The organism is Desulfuribacillus alkaliarsenatis, assembly GCF_001730225.1.
In the GTDB taxonomy this organism is placed as follows: domain Bacteria; phylum Bacillota; class Bacilli; order Desulfuribacillales; family Desulfuribacillaceae; genus Desulfuribacillus; species Desulfuribacillus alkaliarsenatis.
Window position 1 is genome coordinate 169,670 of sequence record NZ_MIJE01000032.1, and the last position, 22,176, is coordinate 191,845.

22 protein-coding genes and 1 other RNA gene are annotated in these 22,176 nt (G+C 37.5%); all 23 read right to left on the reverse strand.

Annotated elements, in window-relative coordinates:
- Window positions 1-53 precede the first annotated feature (53 nt).
- The 23 genes from alaS to BHF68_RS15405 all read right to left on the reverse strand — a co-directional run bounded on the left by alaS (window position 54) and on the right by BHF68_RS15405 (window position 22,134).
- Complete coding sequence (alaS, locus tag BHF68_RS11560; RefSeq protein ID WP_069643818.1) at window positions 54-2,684, reverse strand: alanine--tRNA ligase; 2,631 nt, start codon at window positions 2,682-2,684, stop codon at window positions 54-56.
- A 181-nt stretch (window positions 2,685-2,865) separates the two neighbouring features.
- Window positions 2,866-3,939: an AI-2E family transporter gene (locus BHF68_RS11565; protein WP_069643819.1), complete on the reverse strand. Its 1,074-nt coding sequence runs from the start codon at window positions 3,937-3,939 to the stop codon at window positions 2,866-2,868.
- A 60-nt stretch (window positions 3,940-3,999) separates the two neighbouring features.
- Window positions 4,000-4,173, reverse strand: coding sequence for a YrzR-like zinc ribbon domain (locus BHF68_RS15400; protein WP_176719929.1), 174 nt, complete (start codon window positions 4,171-4,173; stop codon window positions 4,000-4,002).
- A gap of 12 nt (window positions 4,174-4,185) precedes the next feature.
- A complete protein-coding gene (locus BHF68_RS11570; protein WP_069643882.1) occupies window positions 4,186-4,701 on the reverse strand; it encodes a PRC-barrel domain-containing protein in 516 nt (171 codons plus the stop codon).
- A 136-nt stretch (window positions 4,702-4,837) separates the two neighbouring features.
- Window positions 4,838-5,263 carry a hypothetical protein gene (locus BHF68_RS11575; protein WP_069643820.1) on the reverse strand — a complete coding sequence of 142 codons (426 nt, stop codon included), beginning with the start codon at window positions 5,261-5,263 and terminating at the stop codon, window positions 4,838-4,840.
- 25 nt (window positions 5,264-5,288) lie between these two features.
- Window positions 5,289-6,389 (reverse strand): tRNA 2-thiouridine(34) synthase MnmA, encoded by a 1,101-nt coding sequence (mnmA, locus tag BHF68_RS11580; RefSeq protein WP_069643821.1) that lies wholly within the window; start codon window positions 6,387-6,389, stop codon window positions 5,289-5,291.
- Window positions 6,390-6,407: 18 nt separating this feature from the next.
- Window positions 6,408-7,547, reverse strand: a complete 1,140-nt coding sequence (locus BHF68_RS11585) for a cysteine desulfurase family protein (protein ID WP_069643822.1) — start codon at window positions 7,545-7,547, stop codon at window positions 6,408-6,410.
- Between the two features lie 22 nt (window positions 7,548-7,569).
- Window positions 7,570-8,013: a cysteine metabolism transcriptional regulator CymR gene (cymR, locus tag BHF68_RS11590; protein ID WP_069643823.1), complete on the reverse strand. Its 444-nt coding sequence runs from the start codon at window positions 8,011-8,013 to the stop codon at window positions 7,570-7,572.
- On the reverse strand, window positions 7,991-8,641 hold the full coding sequence (locus BHF68_RS11595; RefSeq protein ID WP_069643824.1) for a YczE/YyaS/YitT family protein: 651 nt from the start codon (window positions 8,639-8,641) through the stop codon (window positions 7,991-7,993). Before BHF68_RS11595 ends, cymR begins: the two co-directional genes overlap by 23 nt.
- Window positions 8,642-8,645: 4 nt before the next feature.
- A complete protein-coding gene (locus tag BHF68_RS11600; RefSeq protein WP_069643825.1) occupies window positions 8,646-9,974 on the reverse strand; it encodes an AAA family ATPase in 1,329 nt (442 codons plus the stop codon).
- 4 nt (window positions 9,975-9,978) lie between these two features.
- Window positions 9,979-10,749 carry a tRNA threonylcarbamoyladenosine dehydratase gene (locus tag BHF68_RS11605; RefSeq protein ID WP_069643826.1) on the reverse strand — a complete coding sequence of 257 codons (771 nt, stop codon included), beginning with the start codon at window positions 10,747-10,749 and terminating at the stop codon, window positions 9,979-9,981.
- Window positions 10,750-10,822: 73 nt separating this feature from the next.
- A non-coding RNA gene (gene ssrS, locus BHF68_RS11610) (6S RNA) lies at window positions 10,823-10,996 on the reverse strand.
- 61 nt (window positions 10,997-11,057) lie between these two features.
- Window positions 11,058-11,438, reverse strand: coding sequence for a monovalent cation/H(+) antiporter subunit G (mnhG, locus tag BHF68_RS11615; RefSeq protein ID WP_301553635.1), 381 nt, complete (start codon window positions 11,436-11,438; stop codon window positions 11,058-11,060).
- Window positions 11,431-11,700, reverse strand: a complete 270-nt coding sequence (locus tag BHF68_RS11620; RefSeq protein WP_069643828.1) for a Na(+)/H(+) antiporter subunit F1 — start codon at window positions 11,698-11,700, stop codon at window positions 11,431-11,433. Before BHF68_RS11620 ends, mnhG begins: the two co-directional genes overlap by 8 nt.
- Complete coding sequence (locus tag BHF68_RS11625) at window positions 11,700-12,176, reverse strand: Na+/H+ antiporter subunit E (RefSeq protein WP_069643829.1); 477 nt, start codon at window positions 12,174-12,176, stop codon at window positions 11,700-11,702. Before BHF68_RS11625 ends, BHF68_RS11620 begins: the two co-directional genes overlap by 1 nt.
- Window positions 12,177-12,200: 24 nt before the next feature.
- Window positions 12,201-13,715, reverse strand: coding sequence for a Na+/H+ antiporter subunit D (locus BHF68_RS11630; RefSeq protein WP_069643830.1), 1,515 nt, complete (start codon window positions 13,713-13,715; stop codon window positions 12,201-12,203).
- The gene (locus tag BHF68_RS11635) at window positions 13,708-14,046 is read right to left on the reverse strand and encodes a Na(+)/H(+) antiporter subunit C (protein ID WP_069643831.1); all 339 of its coding nucleotides are present in this window, start codon (window positions 14,044-14,046) and stop codon (window positions 13,708-13,710) included. Before BHF68_RS11635 ends, BHF68_RS11630 begins: the two co-directional genes overlap by 8 nt.
- A 1-nt stretch (window position 14,047) precedes the next feature.
- Entirely contained in the window at window positions 14,048-14,470 is a 423-nt protein-coding gene (locus BHF68_RS11640; protein ID WP_069643832.1) for a Na(+)/H(+) antiporter subunit B, read from the reverse strand.
- A complete protein-coding gene (locus tag BHF68_RS11645; protein ID WP_069643883.1) occupies window positions 14,467-16,872 on the reverse strand; it encodes a Na+/H+ antiporter subunit A in 2,406 nt (801 codons plus the stop codon). The genes BHF68_RS11640 and BHF68_RS11645 overlap by 4 nt, the downstream gene beginning before the upstream one ends.
- 173 nt (window positions 16,873-17,045) lie before the next feature.
- Window positions 17,046-18,827, reverse strand: coding sequence for an aspartate--tRNA ligase (gene aspS / locus BHF68_RS11650; RefSeq protein WP_069643833.1), 1,782 nt, complete (start codon window positions 18,825-18,827; stop codon window positions 17,046-17,048).
- Window positions 18,827-20,110, reverse strand: a complete 1,284-nt coding sequence (hisS, locus tag BHF68_RS11655) for a histidine--tRNA ligase (RefSeq protein ID WP_069643884.1) — start codon at window positions 20,108-20,110, stop codon at window positions 18,827-18,829. Before hisS ends, aspS begins: the two co-directional genes overlap by 1 nt.
- Window positions 20,111-20,451: 341 nt before the next feature.
- Window positions 20,452-21,909 (reverse strand): coproporphyrinogen dehydrogenase HemZ, encoded by a 1,458-nt coding sequence (hemZ, locus tag BHF68_RS11660; RefSeq protein WP_069643834.1) that lies wholly within the window; start codon window positions 21,907-21,909, stop codon window positions 20,452-20,454.
- 60 nt (window positions 21,910-21,969) lie between these two features.
- Entirely contained in the window at window positions 21,970-22,134 is a 165-nt protein-coding gene (locus BHF68_RS15405; RefSeq protein ID WP_176719930.1) for a hypothetical protein, read from the reverse strand.
- Window positions 22,135-22,176: the final 42 nt, after the last annotated feature.

Genomic DNA, 22,176 nt, shown 5'->3' on the forward strand with positions numbered 1-22,176 from the left:
AACATCCTCACCCTCTTTCTTAGGTTCTAAGCTTACCTTTCCTGTCACCGCTACTACTTTATCTGGCTAATTATAATTTCGGACGATTTCTGGATTGCCTCACCTAGTTTAGAAGCGTCTTTTGCACCTGCCTGTGCCATATCTGGACGGCCACCACCACCGCCACCACAGATACTAGCAACCTCTTTGATCAATTTACCTGCATGAACGCCACGTTCGATTAAATCACTCGTAACGTACGCTGCTAGGCTAACCTTATCGTTCTTTACACTACCAAGAATTATTACTCCAGTTTCAAGCTTTTGCTTCAACTCATCTACAGTAGTCAATAATTCCTTCATATCAGCATCATTGATAACCTGAGCAAGAACTGGCACGCCTTGAACACTTACAAGCTTGTTGATTAAACCTGTCGCTTCATAGCTGCTTAACTTTCCTTTTAGTGACTCGTTATCCCGCTGAAGCTGCTTAATTTCGTCCTGTAGCTGAGATATTCTCTTAGGAACATCGTCTACTTTTGTTTTAAGACTAGAAGCTACCCTTTCCAACATATTATACTTTTCATCAAAAAATGAAAAGGCTTTTTTACCAGTAAATGCTTCTATTCTACGAATACCTGCACCGATTCCTGATTCGCTTGCGATTTTAAACAGACCGATTTCTGCTGTATTAGCTACATGACAACCACCGCATAGCTCCATACTATAGTCGCCTACAGATACCACACGAACATCATCACCATATTTCTCACCAAATAAAGCCATAGCGCCTTTTTCTTTAGCTGTTTCAATATCCGTTATTTCACAAGACACAGGTATGCTTTTCCAAATATGTTCATTAACAATGTTCTCTATCTGTACTAGCTCCTCTGATGTCAAACTAGATAGATGTGAGAAATCAAATCTTAGTCGGTCTGCGCTAACTAAAGAGCCTGCTTGGTTTACGTGTTCTCCTAGGACCTGCTTTAGTGCTTTATGTAGTATATGAGTAGCTGTATGGTTCTTAATAATACCTTTTCGACTATTAGTATCAACCTTAGCAGCAATTATACTACCTACATTTAAACTTCCTTGTGTGATTTTGACACGATGGATATTTTGTCCATTTGGTCCCTTTTGGACGTCTAAAACATCTGCACTTAATCCATCGTTAGCACATATAGTACCAACATCGTTGATTTGCCCACCACTCTCCGCATAAAACGGAGTTTGATTAAGAATGATATGAACCTCTTGATGTTGTTCAGCTGTTTGGACTAGCTTTTTATCGGAAAAGATTGCAATAATCCTTGCTTCTGCTTCAAGGTTATCATAGCCGACAAATTCACTAGGCTCTTTAAACTCAGCTATTTCTCCGCCTTGAACCTGCATGCTGCTCTCATCCTGACGAGCATTTCGTGCACGTTCACGTTGCTCATTCATATATTTCTCAAAGCCTTCTTTGTCTACCGTAAATCCGCTCTCTTCTGCTAGATCTTCAGTTAAATCTACCGGAAATCCATAAGTGTCATAAAGCTTGAAGGCAGCTTGTCCATTGATTTCATTTATATTTTGTTGTTTGTAATCATTTAACATGTTCTGAAGTATTACTAACCCATCGTTTAGAGTCTCATGAAAACGTTCTTCCTCTGTACGGATTACTTTTTGCACGAAGTCTAGATTATTCTGTAGTTCTGGATAATAATCCTCCATTATATTAGCTACAACTGGTGCAAGCTTAAATAGAAAGGCATCTTCTAGGCCTAATACTTTACCAAAGCGTACAGCTCTACGTAATAAGCGTCTAATGACATAGCCTCTGCCTTCATTGCTCGGCAACACCCCTTCTGACACCGCAAACGTAACGGTACGTGCATGGTCAGCTATTACGTTAAAAGCTACATCATATTCCTTTTTTACCTTATATTGTTTACCGGCCAACTGTGACGCTTGTTCAATAATTGGAAATAATAAATCAGTTTCATAGTTAGTGTCGACATCCTGTAATACAGATGCCATACGCTCTAGCCCCATACCAGTATCAATATTCTTCTTCGGTAATGGAGTATAACTTCCATCAGGGTTGTGGTTATATTGGCTAAACACTAAGTTCCATATTTCTAAATAACGGTCACAGTCACAGCCCGCTTTACAACCTGGTTCATTACAGCCAAAGCGCTCACCGCGATCATAGAAAATCTCGGTATTAGGTCCACAAGGGCCCTCGCCTATATCCCAGAAATTCTCAGACAAGCGAATAATTCTATCCTCTGGTATGCCAATAACCTGATTCCAAATTGTAAAGGCTTCATCGTCTTCTGGGTGGATTGTTACAGACAAGCGTTCCTTATCCATCTTCATAACGTCTGTTAAAAACTCCCACGCCCATGCAATAGACTCTTCTTTAAAGTAATCACCAATTGAGAAATTCCCAAGCATTTCAAAGAAAGTATGATGCCTAGCCGTACGTCCTACATTTTCAATATCGTTAGTACGAATTGACTTTTGTGAGTTCGCTATCCTAGGATTCTTAGGTATTTCACGTCCATCAAAGTATTTCTTTAATGGCGCCATTCCACAGTTAATCCACAATAGGGTAGCATCATCTATGGGCACCAACGGAGCACTTGGTACGATTTCGTGATTTTTAGAAGCAAAAAAATCCAAAAATTGTTTGCGTATTTCACTTGCTTTTAATGGCTTCAACTCTAATCCCTCCATAATCTGAAAATATTACATTTATCTAGTTGTGTTAAAATTTATCTCGTTGTGTTAAAAATTCTGCTTTGTAAATAAAAACCCCTCATCCAGTTCCGGGACGAGAGGATGGTCTCTATGTATTATAAAAGCTAGTTCTTGATAATTATATCGAGGGACGTTTACTGTGTCAATGCTTTGTTTGAGTATAATAGGTTACTAGGTGCTGCGTAACTACCTTCAGTACAGCTAATACAGGGACTGCAAATATTAACCCTAGTACTCCAGCTATTTGCCCACCTAATAGTAAGGCTAAAATAATACTTAAAGGGTGTAGTTGTAGCTTTTTCCCGATAATTTGTGGTGAGATGACGTTCCCTTCTAATTGTTGTACAGTGATATTCACCACTAATACTTTAACGATCATTATAGGTGAGATTGTAGCAGCTATAAACACCGCTGGCGCGGCGCCAATGATTGGGCCTAAATACGGTACAATATTTGTAATGGCGACGATTAAAGCAAGTACCAACGCATATTTCATGTCAATTATCAGGTAACCAATATATGATAGTACTCCAACTACTAGACAAACGGTAATCTGACCTCGGATATAGTTCCCTAGTGCCTCATCTATGTTTCTAAATAATTTTAATATCCCATGACGATATTTCTTGGGCACAATTGTTATTAGGAAGTTTTCTAGCACCTGTAAATCCTTAAGCATATAGAAAACTACAAAAGGGACTACAACAAAGGCTATGATTTTAGTCAAGCTGTTCCCAATAAATGTGAACAGATTCGATATTTGTTCAGTAATTCCTTGCTCTACTTTTATAAAAGATGACTCTATACCTAGTTGTACACTCTCTGGTAGCACATAGAGATTCTGATAAAATGGATTAATCCATCCTTCTACACTAACTAAAATGTCTGGTAAATGCTCAATGAATTCCTTTAGCTGTATAACAAAAGCAGGTATATAGGCTACTAGGAACCAAATGATTAATAGGATGCTAACCGTATATATAAACAGTACGGCTACAAGTCTAGAAAATCCTTTCTGATGTAAAAAATTAACCAACGGATTTAAGAGATACGCAATAATTATTGCAACAACAAACGGCAAAAAAGCACCTTTAATAATAGAAAAGATACCAGATAGGACAGGCCTTGCTTGCTGTAATAACAGTATGACAAGTAGCACTAAGATAATATAGACTAATACCTGCAGACTTTTTTTATTCAACCAATTGGGATACATATAGTATCACCTCTTTATTTTATGGGCAGCGTTTGTACTAGTATATGCTTATCTTATTAATCATTGCTCAATTTTTTCTAAAGCAATTAATTGTCCTTCCTCATCCACTTCATATAAAGTAATTATATTGTTTTTTATACCGAATTCAAAAAAGCAATCCCAGCAGTAATACTGGTTAGTACCAATTTTACCGATATCCTTAGAATAACAAAATGGACATTTTAAATTCTCCATAATTATGCCTCCTTATCCTAAGTCCTCTACTTCATCAATAGCTGATCTTGGGACAATTAATATATCCTTGCCTTCTGTTAAGTGGTCTGGTTTTGGGAGGTATTTGCGACCTTCAGTAATATCTGCCACTACCCCTTCAGAAAGCTCGTACCCTACAATTGTCCCCAATTCTTCATCAAAGTAAACATCTTCCACAATTCCCAATTCAACGCCGTTAGCTGTGAGTACTTTGATTCCACGAAGTTTTTCAGAGTAATATAAACCTCGTAACAACTCATCAGTTTTCTTCTGCATTTCTTCGACAGACTTAGCAATGTTATCTAAATAGACAGTAACTGCGTCTTTACCAATAGCTGTTACATCTTCTAAGAGAATAGCTTTACCTTTATTAAATAGTGTTTTAGGTTCAATGATTATCCCGAATACATTCGATTCAGGATCACAGGCTATGTCTTTAACGACACCAATCTGATTGCCAGTGCACACACATACTATCGGTAAACCTATCACATCAGAAGCTCTTTTCATGTTTAAGACCAGTCCTTTAGCTTTGCATTTTGTAATATATTCTTCCCAAGAATATGAAAAAAACACCCTTGCTTCCTACTCTAAGCAAAGGTGTTTTTATAACAATTTTTATAATGTATTTTTAATAAGTGTTTTCTTAAGTTGAAATTGTCGGGCCACGTTCAATCTCTTTTTCACGCTCTAGGTCTTTAAAGGAAACTTTTTTGTGGTAATAAATCTTCGCTAATAATAGCAACATAATGCCAGCAATGCTTATAAAAAGCTCAACACTATCTTCATATACAATCAGCTTCCTGGCAACTGCTAGGATTAAAATGTCAATTACAAAATACAAATTCTTCTTAATAATCAAAGCGGCCATCTCAATACCTATAGCAAGTAGTAATATTTCAGACAGTATAATTTTAAAGTTATCGATTAGCAGCCCGTTCTGATACTTATACCAAACAGTAAGAGCAATCTCTTTACCTGTAAGTACAATTGCGATTAAAAGCAGCAAAACTATAACTGCTTCTATTGCTTTAAATGCAATCTTAGTATATTTGTCTGCAATCTCTTTCATATCCCTAGCACTCTCCCATTTTCACTTATCTGATTCGACTCTCGATGACACCGCCACCGATTACCAGGCCTTCATTATCATAAAAGGTAACTGCTTGACCTGGAGTTACAGCCCTTTCTGGCTTTTGAAAAATCACCTGCACTTGATTATCTTTTAGTTTTTTGATTTTTGCCTTTGATGGCTTTGCCGCAGAACGTATTTTTACTTCTACTTCTAGCTCTTCACCTATTTCTATGCCAGGAATGCTAATCCAGTTAAGCTCTTCGGCAAGTAGACCTTTGTCAAATACATCTTCATTAGAACCGATAATAACAATGTTTTTGTCAGGTATAATATCAACTACATATGCAGGGTATCCTAGGGCCAAGCCTAAGCCTTTTCTCTGACCGATGGTGTAATAAGGAATACCTTTATGTCTCCCTATTTCCCTGCCCTTGGTATCGTAAAAATAACCTTCTTTTATGACTTTGTTTGAGCGTTTTTCAATAAATTGTTTATAGTCGTCGTTTGGTATAAAGCATATTTCTTGACTATCTGGTTTGTTATGTACTGTTAAGCCAAATTCTTTAGCCATTTCACGCACCCTAGTTTTTTCGAAATCTCCTAGGGGAAAGAGCGTGTGCTTAAGCTGCTCCTGAGTCAAATTATATAGAACATATGACTGATCTTTCTTTTCATCAACTGCTCGAGCTAAGACGTATCTTTTTTTCTCTTCATGGTACCAACGTCGCACATAATGCCCTGTAGCTAAGTAGTCAGCACCTAAATCCAGAGCTTTTTTTAAGAGCAAGTCATATTTCATATGAATGTTACAGGCTATACAAGGGTTTGGTGTTCTACCTTTTTCATATTCCCTTTGGAAGTAATCTATTACTAAACGCTCAAACTCTTCTTTATAGTTTACAGCATAAAATGGAATATCTAGGCTTTCACAGACTCTCCTTGCATCGTTTACAGAGTCTAGAGAACAGCATCCTCCTACTAAGTTCGCTTCTTCTAAAGGGTCGTCTGGAGAATATAGTCTCATAGTAATACCTATTACATTGTATCCTTGATTTTTTAGAAGAATGGCAGTTACAGAACTATCGACACCACCACTCATAGCAACTACAACAGTTTGTTTCAATCATATCCAGTCCTTTTATTATTTTTGCATTTTCTTAACTAAGTTAGCAACCGTTAGTGCTGCGGTTTCTATTTCTTCCCTATTGTTTAATTCGCTAAAGCTAAATCGAAGTGCTCCTTGAATTGACTCCTTATCTAAACCCATCGCCTCTAAAACGTGTGAGGGCTCTAACGATCCTGAAGTACAGGCTGAACCATGTGAGCAAGCTATAGATGCTAAATCTAATGCTATCAGCAAGCTCTCAGCATCTATTCCCTTAAAGCTAATATTGAGTATCGATGGTATCACTTTGTCAGCTTCATTTAGAGTATATTTACTACTGTCTAAATGTGTATTTAATACATTAATAAACGTATCCTTCAAGCCTTGAAGATATCTGCTCGTTGCATCAAGTTTATTGTATGTAATCTCAGCTGCTTTAGCAAATCCTAAGATGCCTGGCATATTCTCTGTTCCAGCCCGTCTTCCCCGCTCTTGTTTTCCTCCGAATATATATGGACTCCAAGCTAATTTCTGTTTAATATACAGTAGTCCAACTCCCTTTGGTCCATGAATCTTATGGGCAGATACACTTATTAAATCAACAGGCAACGATTTTACATCGATTTTTAGCTTGCCATACGCTTGTACCATATCAGAATGCAAAGTAATATTATATCTGCTAGTAACTCTCGCTATTTCTTCAATCGCTTGAATTGTTCCTACTTCGTTATTAACATACATAATCGATACTAAGATTGTGTCCTTGCGTATTGCCTCAAGAACATGCTGCGGATTAACCCATCCTTTACTATCTACAGGTAAATATGTTACATCCCAACCTTGTTGCTCTAAATATTCACATGTATTAAGTACGGCGTGATGCTCAACTGCAGAAGTAATGATATGTTTGCCACGTAATATATTGGCGTACGCTGTGCCTATAATTGCGCTATTGATACTCTCAGTGCCACTTCCCGTAAATATAATTTCACCTGGCGTAGCATTAATGGTGTTCGCTATCAGTTCCCTAGCATCTTCAAGTAATGCTTTTCCTTTCCTTCCAGCCCTATGAACACTAGAAGGGTTACCAAAGCTATCTGAATTAATATGCTCTACCATATGCTCTTTAACTTCTGGATACAAAGGAGTGGTAGCAGCATTGTCGAGGTATATCAATATATCACCTTCTATAATTATATTAGATATAAAACATGAAACAATCTTGCTTACCTTCGTTCTCTTTCGCAAGGTCAGCAAGGGTGGTTGAGTCTAGGACTTCAATCATACTGTCGCGCAAACGCGTCCATAAGTCTTTTTTTACACATGTATTAAACTTATCGCAAGATGAAGCGTTACTTTCTGCAATACATTCTACTGGCCCAATAGGCCCTTCTAAAACACGAATCACATCACCAGCAGTAATGTCCTTTGGTTCCTTCGATAATACGTATCCTCCATAGGCACCTCTAATACTTCTAACTAACCCAGCATTTCTTAATGGAGCGATTAGCTGCTCAAGGTAATGATCAGACAAATCATGGCGTTCAGCAATGTTTTTCAAAGAAACAGGCCCCTCCCCAAAATTCATTGCTAAATCAATCATTAAAGTAAGTCCGTATCTACCTTTCGTTGACAACTTCATTCGACTTCACCTCTTCTGTATATTTGCCTAGCAAGCCCTTCCAATATTCAATATTAAAACCCATAATTGGACCAATTGTTAACGAAATAATAACTGTGCCAACGCCTACTGGCCCTCCTAATAAAGCTCCAAAACCTAATGCTGATAGCTCCATTACAGTTTTAATCCTGCCAATCGACCAGCCTTTTTTAATATTCAAAACAAGAACCAAACCGTCCCTAGGTCCTGCACCAAGATTACTTGAAATATAAATTCCTGCCCCCACACCAAACAACACAGTACCAATAACAAGTATAGCTAATTGTTGAAATAAATTTTCCCCTGTAGGTGTCACAGGCAATAGTAAAAACACATCTATAAAAACACCGACAAAAATCATATTTAGGATTGTACCTATTTGAGGATACCTCTTCATTAAAAAACATACTATAATTACAATAATTATTCCTGTAACCTGAACTGCCATACCAGGAGTTAGAGGGGTTGTATTAGCAAGCCCGAGGTGAAATACATCCCAAGGTGATACCCCTAAGTTAGCTACTATTGTTAAAACAATCCCGTAGCTCATCACCATAATTCCTACGAAAAATATAACCCATTGTAAGATAATTCGTCTATAGTTTATCATCCACTTATCTCTTTCTATTAATACTATTCAGATATTCTTTTATATCTTTTTCAAACCCATTGTCTGAGGGTTTATAGTAAAGTTTGCCTTCAAGTTTGCTGGGCAAATATGTCTGGTTAACGTAGTGATTATCGTAGTTATGCGGGTATAAATAGTCTTGGCCATGACCTAGCTGATGAGCACCTTTATAGCTTGCGTCACGCAGATGGGTTGGAACTTCATCATAGCCAAGTTCTTTAACATCAGATAAAGCTTTGTTAATTGCTATATAAGCTGCATTACTTTTTGGAGCTGCTGCTAAGTATGTCACTGCTTGGGCTAATGGTATCCTTCCCTCAGGCATTCCAACTAGCTCGAATGCTTGAAACGCCGATATTGCCACTGCCAATGCATTGGGATCTGCGTTTCCAATATCTTCAGAAGCTAATATCACAATCCTACGCGCTATAAAACGTGGGTCTTCACCAGCATCTATCATTCGCGCTAACCAGTAAACGGCCGCATCTGGATCAGAGCCTCGAACAGACTTTATAAACGCCGAAATCGTATCATAGTGCTGATCACCCTGTTTATCGTACTTAACTGCGCGACGCTGGATTGATTCCTCAGCAACAGTCAAAGTAATATGTATAGCTCCTTGGTCATTATGCGAAGCTGTAGCTACCGCTAGCTCCACCGCATTAAGTAAACGTCTTGCATCACCATCTGCGTATGAAATAATATGTTTTCTAGCATCATCATCGATAGTTATTGTCAGTGAACCGTATCCCCTAGTATCATCATGTAACGCTAACTCCATGACTCTGTTAAGCTCATCTTCAGTAAGTAGTTTAAGTGTGAAAACCATAGATCTAGATAATAAAGCTGAGTTTACTTCAAAAAATGGATTCTCTGTAGTTGCTCCTATCAAAATAATAGTACCATCCTCTACAAATGGTAAAAGCGCGTCTTGCTGCGATTTATTAAAATGATGTATCTCATCAATAAACAGTGTTGTTTTCCGTTGCTCTAGCACTTTACGGTCTTTAGCTTGCTGTGTCACTTCTCTTATATCCTTGACACCTGCCGTTACAGCGTGCAATTTCACAAAGTATGAGCTGGTTTTGTTAGATATGATTTCTGCTAATGTAGTTTTTCCTGTACCAGGAGGACCATAAAGTATTAAAGTTGTTACTCTATCAAGTTCGATTGCTTGACGAAGCAGCTTCCCTTCACCGACTATATGCTCCTGACCAACAAAGCTTGCAAAATCTCTAGGTCGCATTCTAGATGCTAAAGGAGCAAGCGTATCTATACCATTAACCTTATGCTGATATGTAAATAAATCATCCACTAAACTACACCCCAGTTTTTTCAACTAACAGGTCATTAACAACTATTCCTGCTAGCATTAACCCTACTATCGAAGGAATAAAGGAGATACTGCCAGGAATTTGTCTTTTTACAGTGCATGTCCTACTTGCTGTAGGCGGGCATATACACCCCACTGCGCAAGAGGCCTCCTCACTAGCAATTGGCTTAATTGGCTGTTCTTTTGAATAAACGACTTTTACACCCTTAGCAATTCCCCTTCTCTTTAACTCTTTACGTAATACTTTGGCCATTGGGCAAACTGACGTTTTCGAAATATCAGCAATCTCAAAGCCTGCTGGATTAAGCTTATTTCCTGCACCCATGCTTACAGCAATAGGTATCTTACGAATAGTACATGCTTCTATTAAAGATATTTTCGATGAAATGGTATCAATTGCATCTACAATATAATCTGGCTGCAACGAAAATACCTGTTCCCCTGTTTCATTATTTAAGAACATCTGTAAGCTAGTAACTTTAGCCTTTGGGTTTATTTGTAACACTCTTTCCTTCATTACTTCGACCTTTTGTTTGCCAACTGTGCTCTGAAGGGCGTGGAGTTGCCTATTAATATTGGTTAAACATATATCGTCATCGTCTACTAAAATTAAATGGCCTACCCCAGAACGTGCTAACGCTTCAACGGTGTATGATCCTACACCTCCTATGCCTATTACAGCAACTGTGCTATTTTGCAAACGCTCCATTCCGTCCTTGCCAATTAGCAATTCAGTTCGTGAAAAACGGTGTAACAAAAACTACACCTCCTATAAAAGTCATTAAAACATCACTTATATCATAGCAAATTTGTAGGAATTAAGCAAAAAAAAAAGCCCCGCTTTGCCGTGTCCCTGGGTTTTGAACCTGCCTCAGCAGGTGGGTGTTCTACTTATCACTTTTGAGGTCCCCTCGATGTGGGCATCCCAGCCATGACAAGACGCAAACTCCCGTAGTAAAAGTGTTGGCTCAAAACGTCGGTATTCACTAGCATTGTAGGGCTATTTTTTCTATACTAAGTATAGCATATAGCAGTTTGTTCGTGCAATATGAAAAGATGCACGCTTTAGGAAGTAGATTCCATATCCTTTTTTATACTATTTACTTCTCTTCCTTCTTCTATAGCTTCTTTTAAATCATCTTGTATAGATTTTTCCCATAGTGGAACTCCAATTCTATAGGCAGAACGTGAAATCATAAAAGCAGCAACAGGTGCCGTCAAAAATACAAACACTATAGTTAGTAATACTTTAAAGCTAAAAACACTATGCACTAATGCGAAGTATAGAAAAACAGCAATCATGATATTTATAATCCCAAAAGTCACTGTCTTAGTTGCAGCATGCAAACGGGCATATACGTCTGGAAGTCGTAATAGTCCTAGGGAACCTAAAACGCTGAAAATTGCACCGAGTAGCAAGAAAAAACTAATTATAAACTCAGTCAATGACAGTTCCTCCTTCCACATACTTAGCCAGGGCAATAGAGCCAATAAAGGCTAAAATCGCAATTACTAACCCAACTTCAACATAAGCAAGTGTACCTTGGCGTATCATGTTTATGCCTGTAAAACCTATAAGATTTAGTCCTATTGTGTCAAGGGCTACAATTCTATCTGACATAGAGTTGCCTTTAATTACTCTGTAAAGACAAAGGACTATCGATATAGCTAGTAGAAATAACGCTATTGATAATGCAGCTTCAAGCATTAATGGGTCACCTCCATAATTGCCTTTTCAAATGTTTCTTTAATCTCTCGGATTTTTTCGTCTTTATCAGGCACATGAATGGAGTGAATATATATCGTCCGACCATCATCAGAAAATGCCATCGATAATGTCCCCGGTGTTAGTGAAATCAGAGCTGCCAACAATGTTATCTGCCAATCACAACGAAGCCTAGTTGGGAAAGCAACGATGCCTGGGCATATATCTAGCCTCGGTATAAGTACTGTTCTAGCAATATCTATATTTGACAATGTCAATTCTCTACAGAACAGCAAAAACAGCTTTAGCATGGCAATGACACGATGGAAGTAAAATTTTGCAGATAAAAACCGTTGCAAAAACCATAGTAATAATACACCAATAAAATATCCAATTACAAAATCAACAAAGGTATAGCTTTGTACTAATAACATCCATATTACAGCTAGAACTATATTTAATACTATTTGAAACGCCATTTTATCGACTCCTTACTAGCCACCTTAGCGGTTTAGGTTCCTTACAACTTCATAGTCTATTCCCAATACAGACTCAATATAATTCGAAGGATCAAGAATTTGGTTAGCTGCAGCTAATGAATATTGAAATATTGGTTCAGCTGCTAGTCCTAATACTATCGTCAAGAAGATTAGTGGAATTATCGGCAATAGGACTTTGCGAGTACTTATCTTACGAGCCTCTGTATCATCCATCTTTTGTTCTCCCCAGAAAACATATGTGAAAATCTTCATCATGGAGAACAATGTTAATAGTCCAACTATCAAGCTAACAGCCACTATGAAATAACGCTCTTCTTGAAAACCAGCTAAGATTAAGGCAAATTTACTGAAGAATCCACTCAATGGAGGAATCCCAGCTAATGATATGGCTGCTATAAAGAATACCCAAGAAAGCCAAGGATGTGTTTTCATCACGCCACCCATTTTCTTAAGCTCAGTCTGTCCAGTTACATACTGTGTTGCACCACAGGTCAAAAACAGCGCTGTTTTTACTATGATGTGATGGGCAATATAATATATAGCTCCCGCGAGCGCTAATGGTGTATAAATACCTAAACCCATAATCATATAACCAATCTGACTAATTATATGATAAGACAGGATCCGCTTAAAATCAAAGCTTGCAACTGCCCCTAATACTCCAAAGAACATCGTCCCCGCAGCTAGGAATATAATAACATTATGTGTGAAACCTGGCTCATGGACGAATATTAATGTAAATGTACGTATAATCGCATATACCCCAACCTTAGTCAATAAACCTCCAAACAACGCAGCAATTGCTGCTGGTGGTCCATAATAAGATCTAGGCAACCAGAAATATAGTGGGAATAATGCCCCTTTCATTGCAAAGACAACCAGGAATAACATAGCAACGGTGTTCAATACCCCTTGTTGTTGTAATTCTGCAACGCGTACAGCAATATCCGCTAGATTCAATGTCCCAGTAATTGAGTAGATGTATGCTACCCCAACAATAAAGAGAATTGAAGCAAAGACGTTAATTGCCACATATTTAAATGATTCCCGCAACTGATATTTAGTGCCACCGATAACAATTAATATATATGAAGAAATCAGCATTACTTCGAAAAATACAAATAGGTTGAAAAGGTCACCTGTTAAAAACGCACCATTTACACCTGTCAGTAAGAAGAAGTAAAACGGGTAAAAGTAATACTTTTCTCGAATCGTATGAATCGTTTGAAAGGCGAAGAACAGACACACAACCCCAACGATTGATGCTAAAACAACCATCATAGTCGCAAAAATATCAGCAACTAAAACAATCCCAAATGGTGCAGGCCAGTTACCAAGTTCTAATGTCTTAATGCCTCCATAAAAAACAACATGTGCCAAATATAATGCAGAAGCTAAGATAGATAGAGCCCCTATACTACTAATGGTACGTTGAATTCGGGAGTGATTCACAAAGAATATCAGGATGACCCCGACAAAAAAGGGTATCAGTATCGGCAATACTACTAAATTACTCATCGTCACTCCCCCTTAGCTGTTCAAGATCGTCTGTCTTATGTTCTTTATATGTTCTATACGATAGTACAAGTAGGAATGCCGTTACCCCAAAGCTAATTACAATGGCTGTTAAGATTAGCGCCTGCGGCAGTGGGTCTGCATATGCAGCCGCTGCTTCCCCTAATAACGGAGGCGCTCCTTGCTTTAGTCTCGCCATCGTTAGCAATAGCAAGTGGGCACCATGCGACATAAGAATCAAACCTAATACTACACGCAAAATACTTTTAGTTAAAATCATATAGGTTCCAACGGTGAACAAAATTCCAACAAGTAGGGACATTAATAGTTCCATGCTATGCGTCCCCCCTGATTGTTAAGATTGTTAGCATCGCTACCCCTACAACTACCATGTAAATTCCAAGGTCAAACGGAAGAGCTGTAGTTAATTCCGTCTCGCCTAGAATTGGTAGCTGAAAGTAGTCAAAATATTGTGTCAAATAAGCATCTCCAAAAAGCATCGATACAATTCCAGTGCCCATTGATATCAGCAACCCAACAGCAATCAGATTTGGAAAATTAATACGAATAATATAATCGACTGTTTTCCTATCAAATGATACATACATCAATAGTAATGCAGAAACAGTCATTAACCCACCTATAAATCCACCACCTGGATTGTTATGACCTGCAAAGAACAGGTATACAGAAAACGCAAGGATGATAAAAGTAACGATTTTTGTAATTGTGTGTAGCATTACATTGTTTCGCTTCATACATCCTCCCTCCCTGTCATCCGTAGTTTAATCATAGTCACAACTCCAAGTGCTGCAATTCCTAACACAAGCACCTCAAGCAAGGTATCAAGTCCACGGAAATCAACTAGTATGACGTTAACCATATTTAAACCGCCAGCTAGCTTATAAGAGTTTTCAATGAAATATTGTGAAATTGGCTGGAAATCTGCTTGATTCCCTAAGGTTAATGCACTATATGCAGTTATTGTTATTACTACACCAACCGCTATTGAAATAACTAAGTTAGTAAACTTAAATATTGGAGTAAAGGACTCTCGGCGCAGCTCTGGCAAGTGATAGAAGCAGAGCAGGAACAATACAACCATAACTGTTTCTACTAATAGTTGCGTTAATGCAAGATCTGGCGCACGTAGCACAACAAATAAAAGTGCTAACATAAATCCTATGGCTCCAACTGCAATAATTGCCGTCACCCGCTGTTGAATAAACGGTATTGCAATTGTTGATATAACAATAACTAAAGTCACTGCCCAAAGATAGATCGATATTGGAGCAAATTGACTTGTATCTAAAGCGATAGCGTCAAAACGTATGAGTGAATATGTCAACAGGATTAACATGAAAGTAATCATATACGTAAAGTAGTCACGTAATAACCCTGTCATTTGAATTCTCGTTACTACTGTTGAACCTTTAACAAGACCAATCATAGCATTATCATAAACGTTGTTAACCGGATCACGTTTTTCCATGAAGAAATAAATTCGATCCCAATATTTATATGTGTTGTACATCAATGTACCCATAACTACAACACCGATAGTCATAAATAACTCAATTGTCCAACCATGCCAAAAATAAATATTAACATAGAAGGTTTCTGTTGGTCCCAATAATCCAGGTAAAATCGCCGCCATTGCTGGCTCAATGATTGTATATTCCAACAAACTTGGAAAGAATCCTGTTATTACAACTAATGATGCAAGCACAATCGGAGGAATTAACATGCCAATTGGAGCTTCATGTGGCTCTTTATCAAGTTTTTCTCTTTGGAGTTTTCCAGTAAAGGTCTTAAAGACGATTGTAGCGCAATATATAAAGGTAAAGACACTTGCAACCCAAGCTATAACTGGGAATAGCATACCCCAAGTATCCATATTAAATATATCTAGCCTAGATGCATTAACTACTCCAGTAAAGAAGTATTCCTTACTTAGAAAGCCATTGAATGGTGGTAACCCAGCCATTGCTGCTGAACCTATGACAGCCAGTGTAAATGTCGCAGGCATAATTGTCATTAAACCGCCTAGCTTTCGTATATCACGGGTACCTGTCTCATGGTCAATAATACCGACAACCATAAACAAGCTACCTTTAAACGTCGCATGGTTAAACAAATGGAATACTGCTGCAAGAATTGCAGTGGTATATAGCAATGACTCATCACCATACCCAAAATATAATGCTGCAGAACCTAAGCCTAACAACGACATAATTAGCCCTAACTGACTTATTGTTGAATACGCTAAAATCGATTTCAAGTCTGTCTGCTTTACTGCAGAGAACGACCCCCACAAGAGTGTAAAAATACCGAAACTAGAAACTATCCAGAACCATTCTGGAATACCAGCAAATATTGGCGTCATACGTCCTACTAGATATAAACCTGCCTTTACCATAGTTGCTGAATGTAGGTACGCACTAATCGGAGTTGGTGCTTCCATAGCATCAGGTAACCAGATATGGAATGGGAATTGAGCAGATTTTGTAAACGCGCCTAGTAATATCATAATCATCGCAGGTATAAACAGTTGATGATCAACAATATTACCTGCCATTGCAATCGTTTCCCTAATACTGAACGTACCAGTCATAACGTACATCATCGCAAATCCAGCTAACATAGCAAATCCACCGAAAATCGTGATAATTGTGGATTTTTGTGCACCGTAAATCGATTTTTCCCGATGATACCAATAACCGATTAATAAGAATGATGATAAGCTAGTTAACTCCCAGAACACATAAAGCACGACCATGTTGTCTGAGAAAACAACACCTAACATAGCTCCCATAAACATCAATAAATATACATAGAAAGTGTTTAAAGCTTCCTTGTCTTTATACAAGTAATAGATGGAGTATAATACTACTAACGCTCCAATTCCCGTAATTAATAAACCAAAAAGCAAACTCCAACCATCAACATATAATGTAAAGTTAATCCCCAAAGATGGTGCCCACGGAATTGAAAAAGTATATGGCTCGCCATTGGCTACGCCTGGAATATACTGAAACAAAAAAGCAAACAAAATTACTGGCAACGGCAGTACAAACCATCCTGTATGCACTTGCCTGACATACTTGTAAAGTGCGGGTATAAATAGGGCCAATATAAACGGCGCTAATACCGCAAGCATAAGTGACACCCTCAATGACCTCCTCTTAAAAACTTCGTTAAACAGCGCTAAAATTATACAATACTTTTTAACTAGCAAGCAAGCTCATTAGATAGTGGTCTAGTTAGTTATTCATGATTAGACTAACTAGTTCTCCATCTAATTACGCCTAGTTAATATAATTAAAGTTTACACTAATCTATGTTAATGCTTGTAGTCTTAATGTGTAGTTCTTTAAGTTGCTTCGCACTTACTTCATTAGGTGCATTCGTAAGCTGACACGTTGCACTCGCTGTTTTTGGAAAAGCAATGCAGTCTCTTAAGGATTGACGTCCAGTCAAAATCATCACAAGTCTGTCTAATCCTAAAGCCATTCCACCATGTGGAGGTGTACCATATTCAAATGCTTCTAATAAAAATCCGAATTTTTGTTTAGCTTCTTCATCAGAAAATCCTAGGAGTGAGAACATTTTCTCTTGAATTTGCTTTTGATAAATACGCATACTACCGCCACCTATTTCATAGCCGTTAAGTACCATATCGTAGGCTTTTGCCTTTACATTTTCAGGTTCACTATCTAATAAAGATAAATCGCTATCTAGAGGCATTGTGAACGGATGGTGTAATGCTACGTAGCGCTTTTCATCAGCATCCCATTCAAGTAGTGGGAAATCAGTCACCCATAAAAAGTTATATTTTGATTCATCAATTAATTTTAATTGCTTGCCTAATAACAGACGAAGATTTCCTAACGAGTCATAGACGACCTTAGGCTTGTCAGCAACGAACATCAACAAGTCACCTGGCTCACCTTCAAAGGCAGTTACAATTTGCTTTATCTCGTCTTCACTAAAGAATTTAGCTATTTGACTCTTAATTCCATCCTCAGTAACAACCATCCAAGCAAGGCCTTTAGCTCCATAACGAGCTACAAAGCTAGTTAAATCATCGATATCTTTACGACTAAAATCTCCACAGCCTTTAGCATTAATTCCTTTAACCAAACCACCCTTAGATGCAATGTCATTAAAGACTTTAAAGCTACATTCTGCTGCGATACTTGTAATATCAACCAATTCAAGTTCAAACCTAGTATCTGGTTTATCTGAACCGTACCTAGACATTGCTTCTTGATAGGTAAGTCTTGGGAATGGTAGTGGTACTTCAACACCCTTAACTTCTTGCATCACCTTTGCCATCATTTCTTCCATCATTGCTTGGAATTGCTCTAATGTCATAAACGACATTTCAATATCCACCTGTGTAAACTCAGGCTGACGATCAGCTCTTAAGTCTTCATCACGGAAACAGCGGGCAATTTGAAAGTATTTCTCAAATCCAGCAACCATTAATAGCTGTTTAAAAAGCTGTGGTGACTGTGGTAGAGCAAAAAACGATCCAGGCTGCACACGGCTTGGTACTAGATAATCACGCGCCCCTTCTGGAGTACTCTTCGTCAGCATTGGAGTTTCCACTTCCATAAATTCATTTGTATCCAAATAGTCGCGAATTACCTTTGTAACCTTATGACGTACCTGAAAATTATTAAGCATCTCAGGTCTACGCAAATCTAAATATCTGTGTTTCAAACGAATATTCTCTTCAACATCAATATCATCTTGGATAAAGAATGGTGGGTTTTTTGCCGCATTCATTATTTCTAATTCTGTTACCTGTACCTCGATAGTTCCAGTAGCCAAATTAGGATTAACCGTTTCTGGGTCACGTAAGATTACTTTGCCCTTTACTGCTATAACAAATTCAGAGCGCAGTGAATCTGCTAGTTTAAAAGCGTCTTCAGAGAAATCCTGATTAAACACCACTTGAACAATCCCAGAACGATCTCTTAAATCAGCAAAAATCAGACCACCTAAATCCCTTCTTTTGCTTACCCATCCATTAAGAATTACCTCTTGTCCTATATGCTCTTCTCGTAATTTACCTGATTGGTGTGTTCTCGTTAAAGTTGTTGCCATTATTTGCTTCCTCCCAATAAATAGTTTACTACTCCGTCAAAACTAATAGCTTGTTGCTCACTTGTTTCCATATTACGAATAATTGCTTTGTTATCAGCTAGTTCAGCTTCCCCAACAATGATTGTATGTTTAGCTTTAAGACGATTAGCCGCCTTCATCTGTGCTTTCATACTTCGATTTAGAAAATCTTTTTCACAATCCAAACCGTGCTCCCGAAGCTGGTCTATCATTTTTAAAACAGCTACATGAGCTTCTTCTCCTAAAGCAATTGCATAAACATCGATGCCATAATCATCTTCAATCGTTGTTTTATTATTATCTAAAGCTAGCAATAGTCTTTCCAAACCAATTGCAAAACCAATTCCAGGGGTATCTTGTCCACCAAGTTGCTCTACCAGCCCATTGTAGCGTCCGCCCCCACAAATCGTACTCATAGCGCCAATACTATCCTCCATAAATTCAAAGGCTGTCTGCGTATAGTAATCTAAGCCACGCACTAGCCTAGGGTTTATGTGAAAAGGAATTTCTAGTGCCAATAAATACTTTTGCACACTTTTAAAGTGTTCATCGCAATCACTACATAAATGATCACTTAACAAAGGTGCATCCTGTGTTAGCTGCTTACAAGCTTCGTTTTTACAGTCTAAAATCCTCAAAGGATTACGTTCAAAACGATTATCGCAATCAGTACATAGTTCTTCCCTTACCTCTGCTAATTTGTTCATCATTATTTCCTTATGCTGTTGACGACATGTAGGACAGCCAACACTGTTAATCTCTAAGCGGACATTTTTAATACCTAAATCTTTAAAGATATGATTTGCAAATGAGATTACCTCTGCATCAATGCTAGGATGATCTGAACCAAAGACCTCGATACCAAATTGACTAAACTGTCTATTCCTACCAGCCTGTGGTCGTTCATAACGAAACATTGGACCCATATAAAATAATTTTGTCGGTTGAGGTTGACCGTATAGCTTGTTATTGATAAATGCTCTCACAGTTGATGCAGTGCCTTCTGGTCTTAAGGTGAAGGATTTAATATCATCTTTATCACTGTTTTCTTTATTCTTAATAGAAAAAGTAAACATTTCCTTTTGCACTATATCTGTAGTTTCTCCTACACCTCTCTGAAATAAATCTGTGTATTCAAATATAGGCGTACGTATTTCCTGTATTTGATAACGTTTACACCATTTCCGCAAAGTATTCTCTAGTAATTGCCATTTTTTTGCTTCTTCTGGCAATATGTCATACGTCCCTCGAGGCGTATTTATCATCTTAGTCACTATAAAACCCCCTTCTAATTATGTATCAGTCAAATAAAACTCCATAAAAAAAAGCACTAATCCCTTGGTATAGGGACGAGAGCTTTTTACCCGTGGTGCCACCCTAGTTAGTGTTAAAAAACACTCACTTTTAGACCATGTAACGTATGGTGAGTCGGCTCAACTTCGAGCTAGATAAATAAGAGTGTCCACTATCTAACCTTGTAGGTAGGTGTTTCAGCCAAGCACACTACTCTCTTTACTACATCATTGATTGATAGTTCTCTTTTACTATTTAGATAGTTTTTTTGTGTTGTAATTACAGAATTACATCATTGGTTATCATACATGTATTAACATAATTTTGTCAATACATTTACTATTTGATTTTGCTTATTTTGTATAATCTTGTCGATATTTTTCACATAGTAGTCTGGATTTACAGGGTTAGCCACCCGTTTTATAACACCTGTATCTATTTCTTTGAGCTTACTCACGGCTCCACAGCCTACACCTATAATAGACATCGCTTCTTCCATGATTAAGATATTATAGATAGAATGACTACCAAGCTTACTATAACCTATATTTTCAAAGTTGCCTGCGATGTTTTTTTGTCTATAAATGTAGTAAGGTTTATAGTCATTTTCCTGTGCCCATGTTTTCGAATAATCTATCATATCTTTTACTGGCAGTAATTTAAGGTTCGCAGCTGTTATTTCATCTTTAATTTTAGCCTTAGTTTTTATAGAAAGAGTATGTATTGTTATTGATTCAGGCTGAAGCTGATTTGCATATGCTAATGTCTTCTGAAAATCTTCAATCGACTCACCAGGAAGTCCTATAATGAAATCCATATTAACATACTTAAACATCCCTTTACTTAATTCATATGCCTTAATCACATCTGCAGTTGTATGATGCCTACCAATTCTTTTAAGAGTTTCATTATTAAAAGTTTGTGGGTTTATACTTATACGCTGTACTCCGTAGCTATTCAAGACATGGAGCTTTTTATCAGTAATAGTATCTGGACGACCAGCTTCAAATGTTACTTCCACTTCCTCAAAATTAATGTACTTAGATAGTAGATTAAGGATCTCATGAATTTCTGAGGCAGATAAGGTTGAAGGTGTTCCGCCACCAATATAAATTGCCGCTACTTTAACCGAATATTCTTCAATCAGCTCTAATATCCAACGTAACTCCCTCAATAGTGCTTTTGTAAAGCGTTTTACTTCTTCATTATGTTTTACTGTAAAGGAAGGAAACGTACAATAGCTACATCTAGTAGGACAATAAGGAATCCCAATATATAAGCTAATATATTTTTCATTTTTATAGTTAGCTAAGATTGGCGCTTGCATATTATATATTTCTTCTAATAGCCTTATCTTTTCATCGGACAATAGATAGAACTCATTTAAATCTTTTTTCGCTAGCTCTTGAGATTTATATGCTTCAGTTAGTTTTCTATATAGTTTTAGTGGACGTATACCAGTTAAAATCCCCCATGGAAGTATGTCCTTTATTTCTGGACTTATTTTGAATATGGCTAAAACGAATAAGCGAGCGACATTTTGCTTTAATGTCTTATTTTCATTAAATGCTAATACCAGCTCAAGGTTTCCTTGTTTATAATTTGCCATTCCTAGTCTTAGATTATCGCATTCTTCTATTTCTAGTGATAAACAATTATGACTGACATAGTCTACAACACTAAGCTCTGTTCCGTACAAAGCTTTATGTAGGTTTTTTATTTCCACTATTGCTTCCTGGGCTATTTCATCTAAATAAACATCTATGCTCACGGTAATTCCCCCTAGTCGCAACATATTGTAACGCTTATTTAGATGTCGGTCAATTGTTTCCTATTTTTCCTTAAGTATACTCTCAGTCCATAGTCGTGTATCAAAAAAATCTGGACCTAAATTATGATTATAAAACTCTTCATAGGAGTTAGTGTTTTGGTGTTCAACATTTGAAAATGTAATATTTTGCCTTGTTACATTATTATGTTTTTTTGAAATTCTCATAGCCTGAAACCTCCTTATTATAGTAAAATGTTATTGTAGAGA

Coding starts and splice junctions, on each gene's coding strand:
- BHF68_RS11565 (WP_069643819.1), bottom strand. CDS start 3,939: ATGTATCCCAATTGGTTGAATAAAAAAAGTCTGCAGGTATTAGTCTAT.
- BHF68_RS15400 (WP_176719929.1), bottom strand. CDS start 4,173: ATGGAGAATTTAAAATGTCCATTTTGTTATTCTAAGGATATCGGTAAA.
- BHF68_RS11570 (WP_069643882.1), bottom strand. CDS start 4,701: ATGAAAAGAGCTTCTGATGTGATAGGTTTACCGATAGTATGTGTGTGC.
- BHF68_RS11575 (WP_069643820.1), bottom strand. CDS start 5,263: ATGAAAGAGATTGCAGACAAATATACTAAGATTGCATTTAAAGCAATA.
- cymR (WP_069643823.1), bottom strand. CDS start 8,013: ATGAAGTTGTCAACGAAAGGTAGATACGGACTTACTTTAATGATTGAT.
- BHF68_RS11595 (WP_069643824.1), bottom strand. CDS start 8,641: ATGATAAACTATAGACGAATTATCTTACAATGGGTTATATTTTTCGTA.
- BHF68_RS11620 (WP_069643828.1), bottom strand. CDS start 11,700: ATGCTTGAAGCTGCATTATCAATAGCGTTATTTCTACTAGCTATATCG.
- BHF68_RS11625 (WP_069643829.1), bottom strand. CDS start 12,176: ATGGCGTTTCAAATAGTATTAAATATAGTTCTAGCTGTAATATGGATG.
- BHF68_RS11630 (WP_069643830.1), bottom strand. CDS start 13,715: ATGAGTAATTTAGTAGTATTGCCGATACTGATACCCTTTTTTGTCGGG.
- BHF68_RS11635 (WP_069643831.1), bottom strand. CDS start 14,046: ATGGAACTATTAATGTCCCTACTTGTTGGAATTTTGTTCACCGTTGGA.
- BHF68_RS11640 (WP_069643832.1), bottom strand. CDS start 14,470: ATGAAGCGAAACAATGTAATGCTACACACAATTACAAAAATCGTTACT.
- BHF68_RS11645 (WP_069643883.1), bottom strand. CDS start 16,872: ATGCTTGCGGTATTAGCGCCGTTTATATTGGCCCTATTTATACCCGCA.
- aspS (WP_069643833.1), bottom strand. CDS start 18,827: ATGGCAACAACTTTAACGAGAACACACCAATCAGGTAAATTACGAGAA.
- hisS (WP_069643884.1), bottom strand. CDS start 20,110: ATGATAAATACGCCTCGAGGGACGTATGACATATTGCCAGAAGAAGCA.
- BHF68_RS15405 (WP_176719930.1), bottom strand. CDS start 22,134: ATGAGAATTTCAAAAAAACATAATAATGTAACAAGGCAAAATATTACA.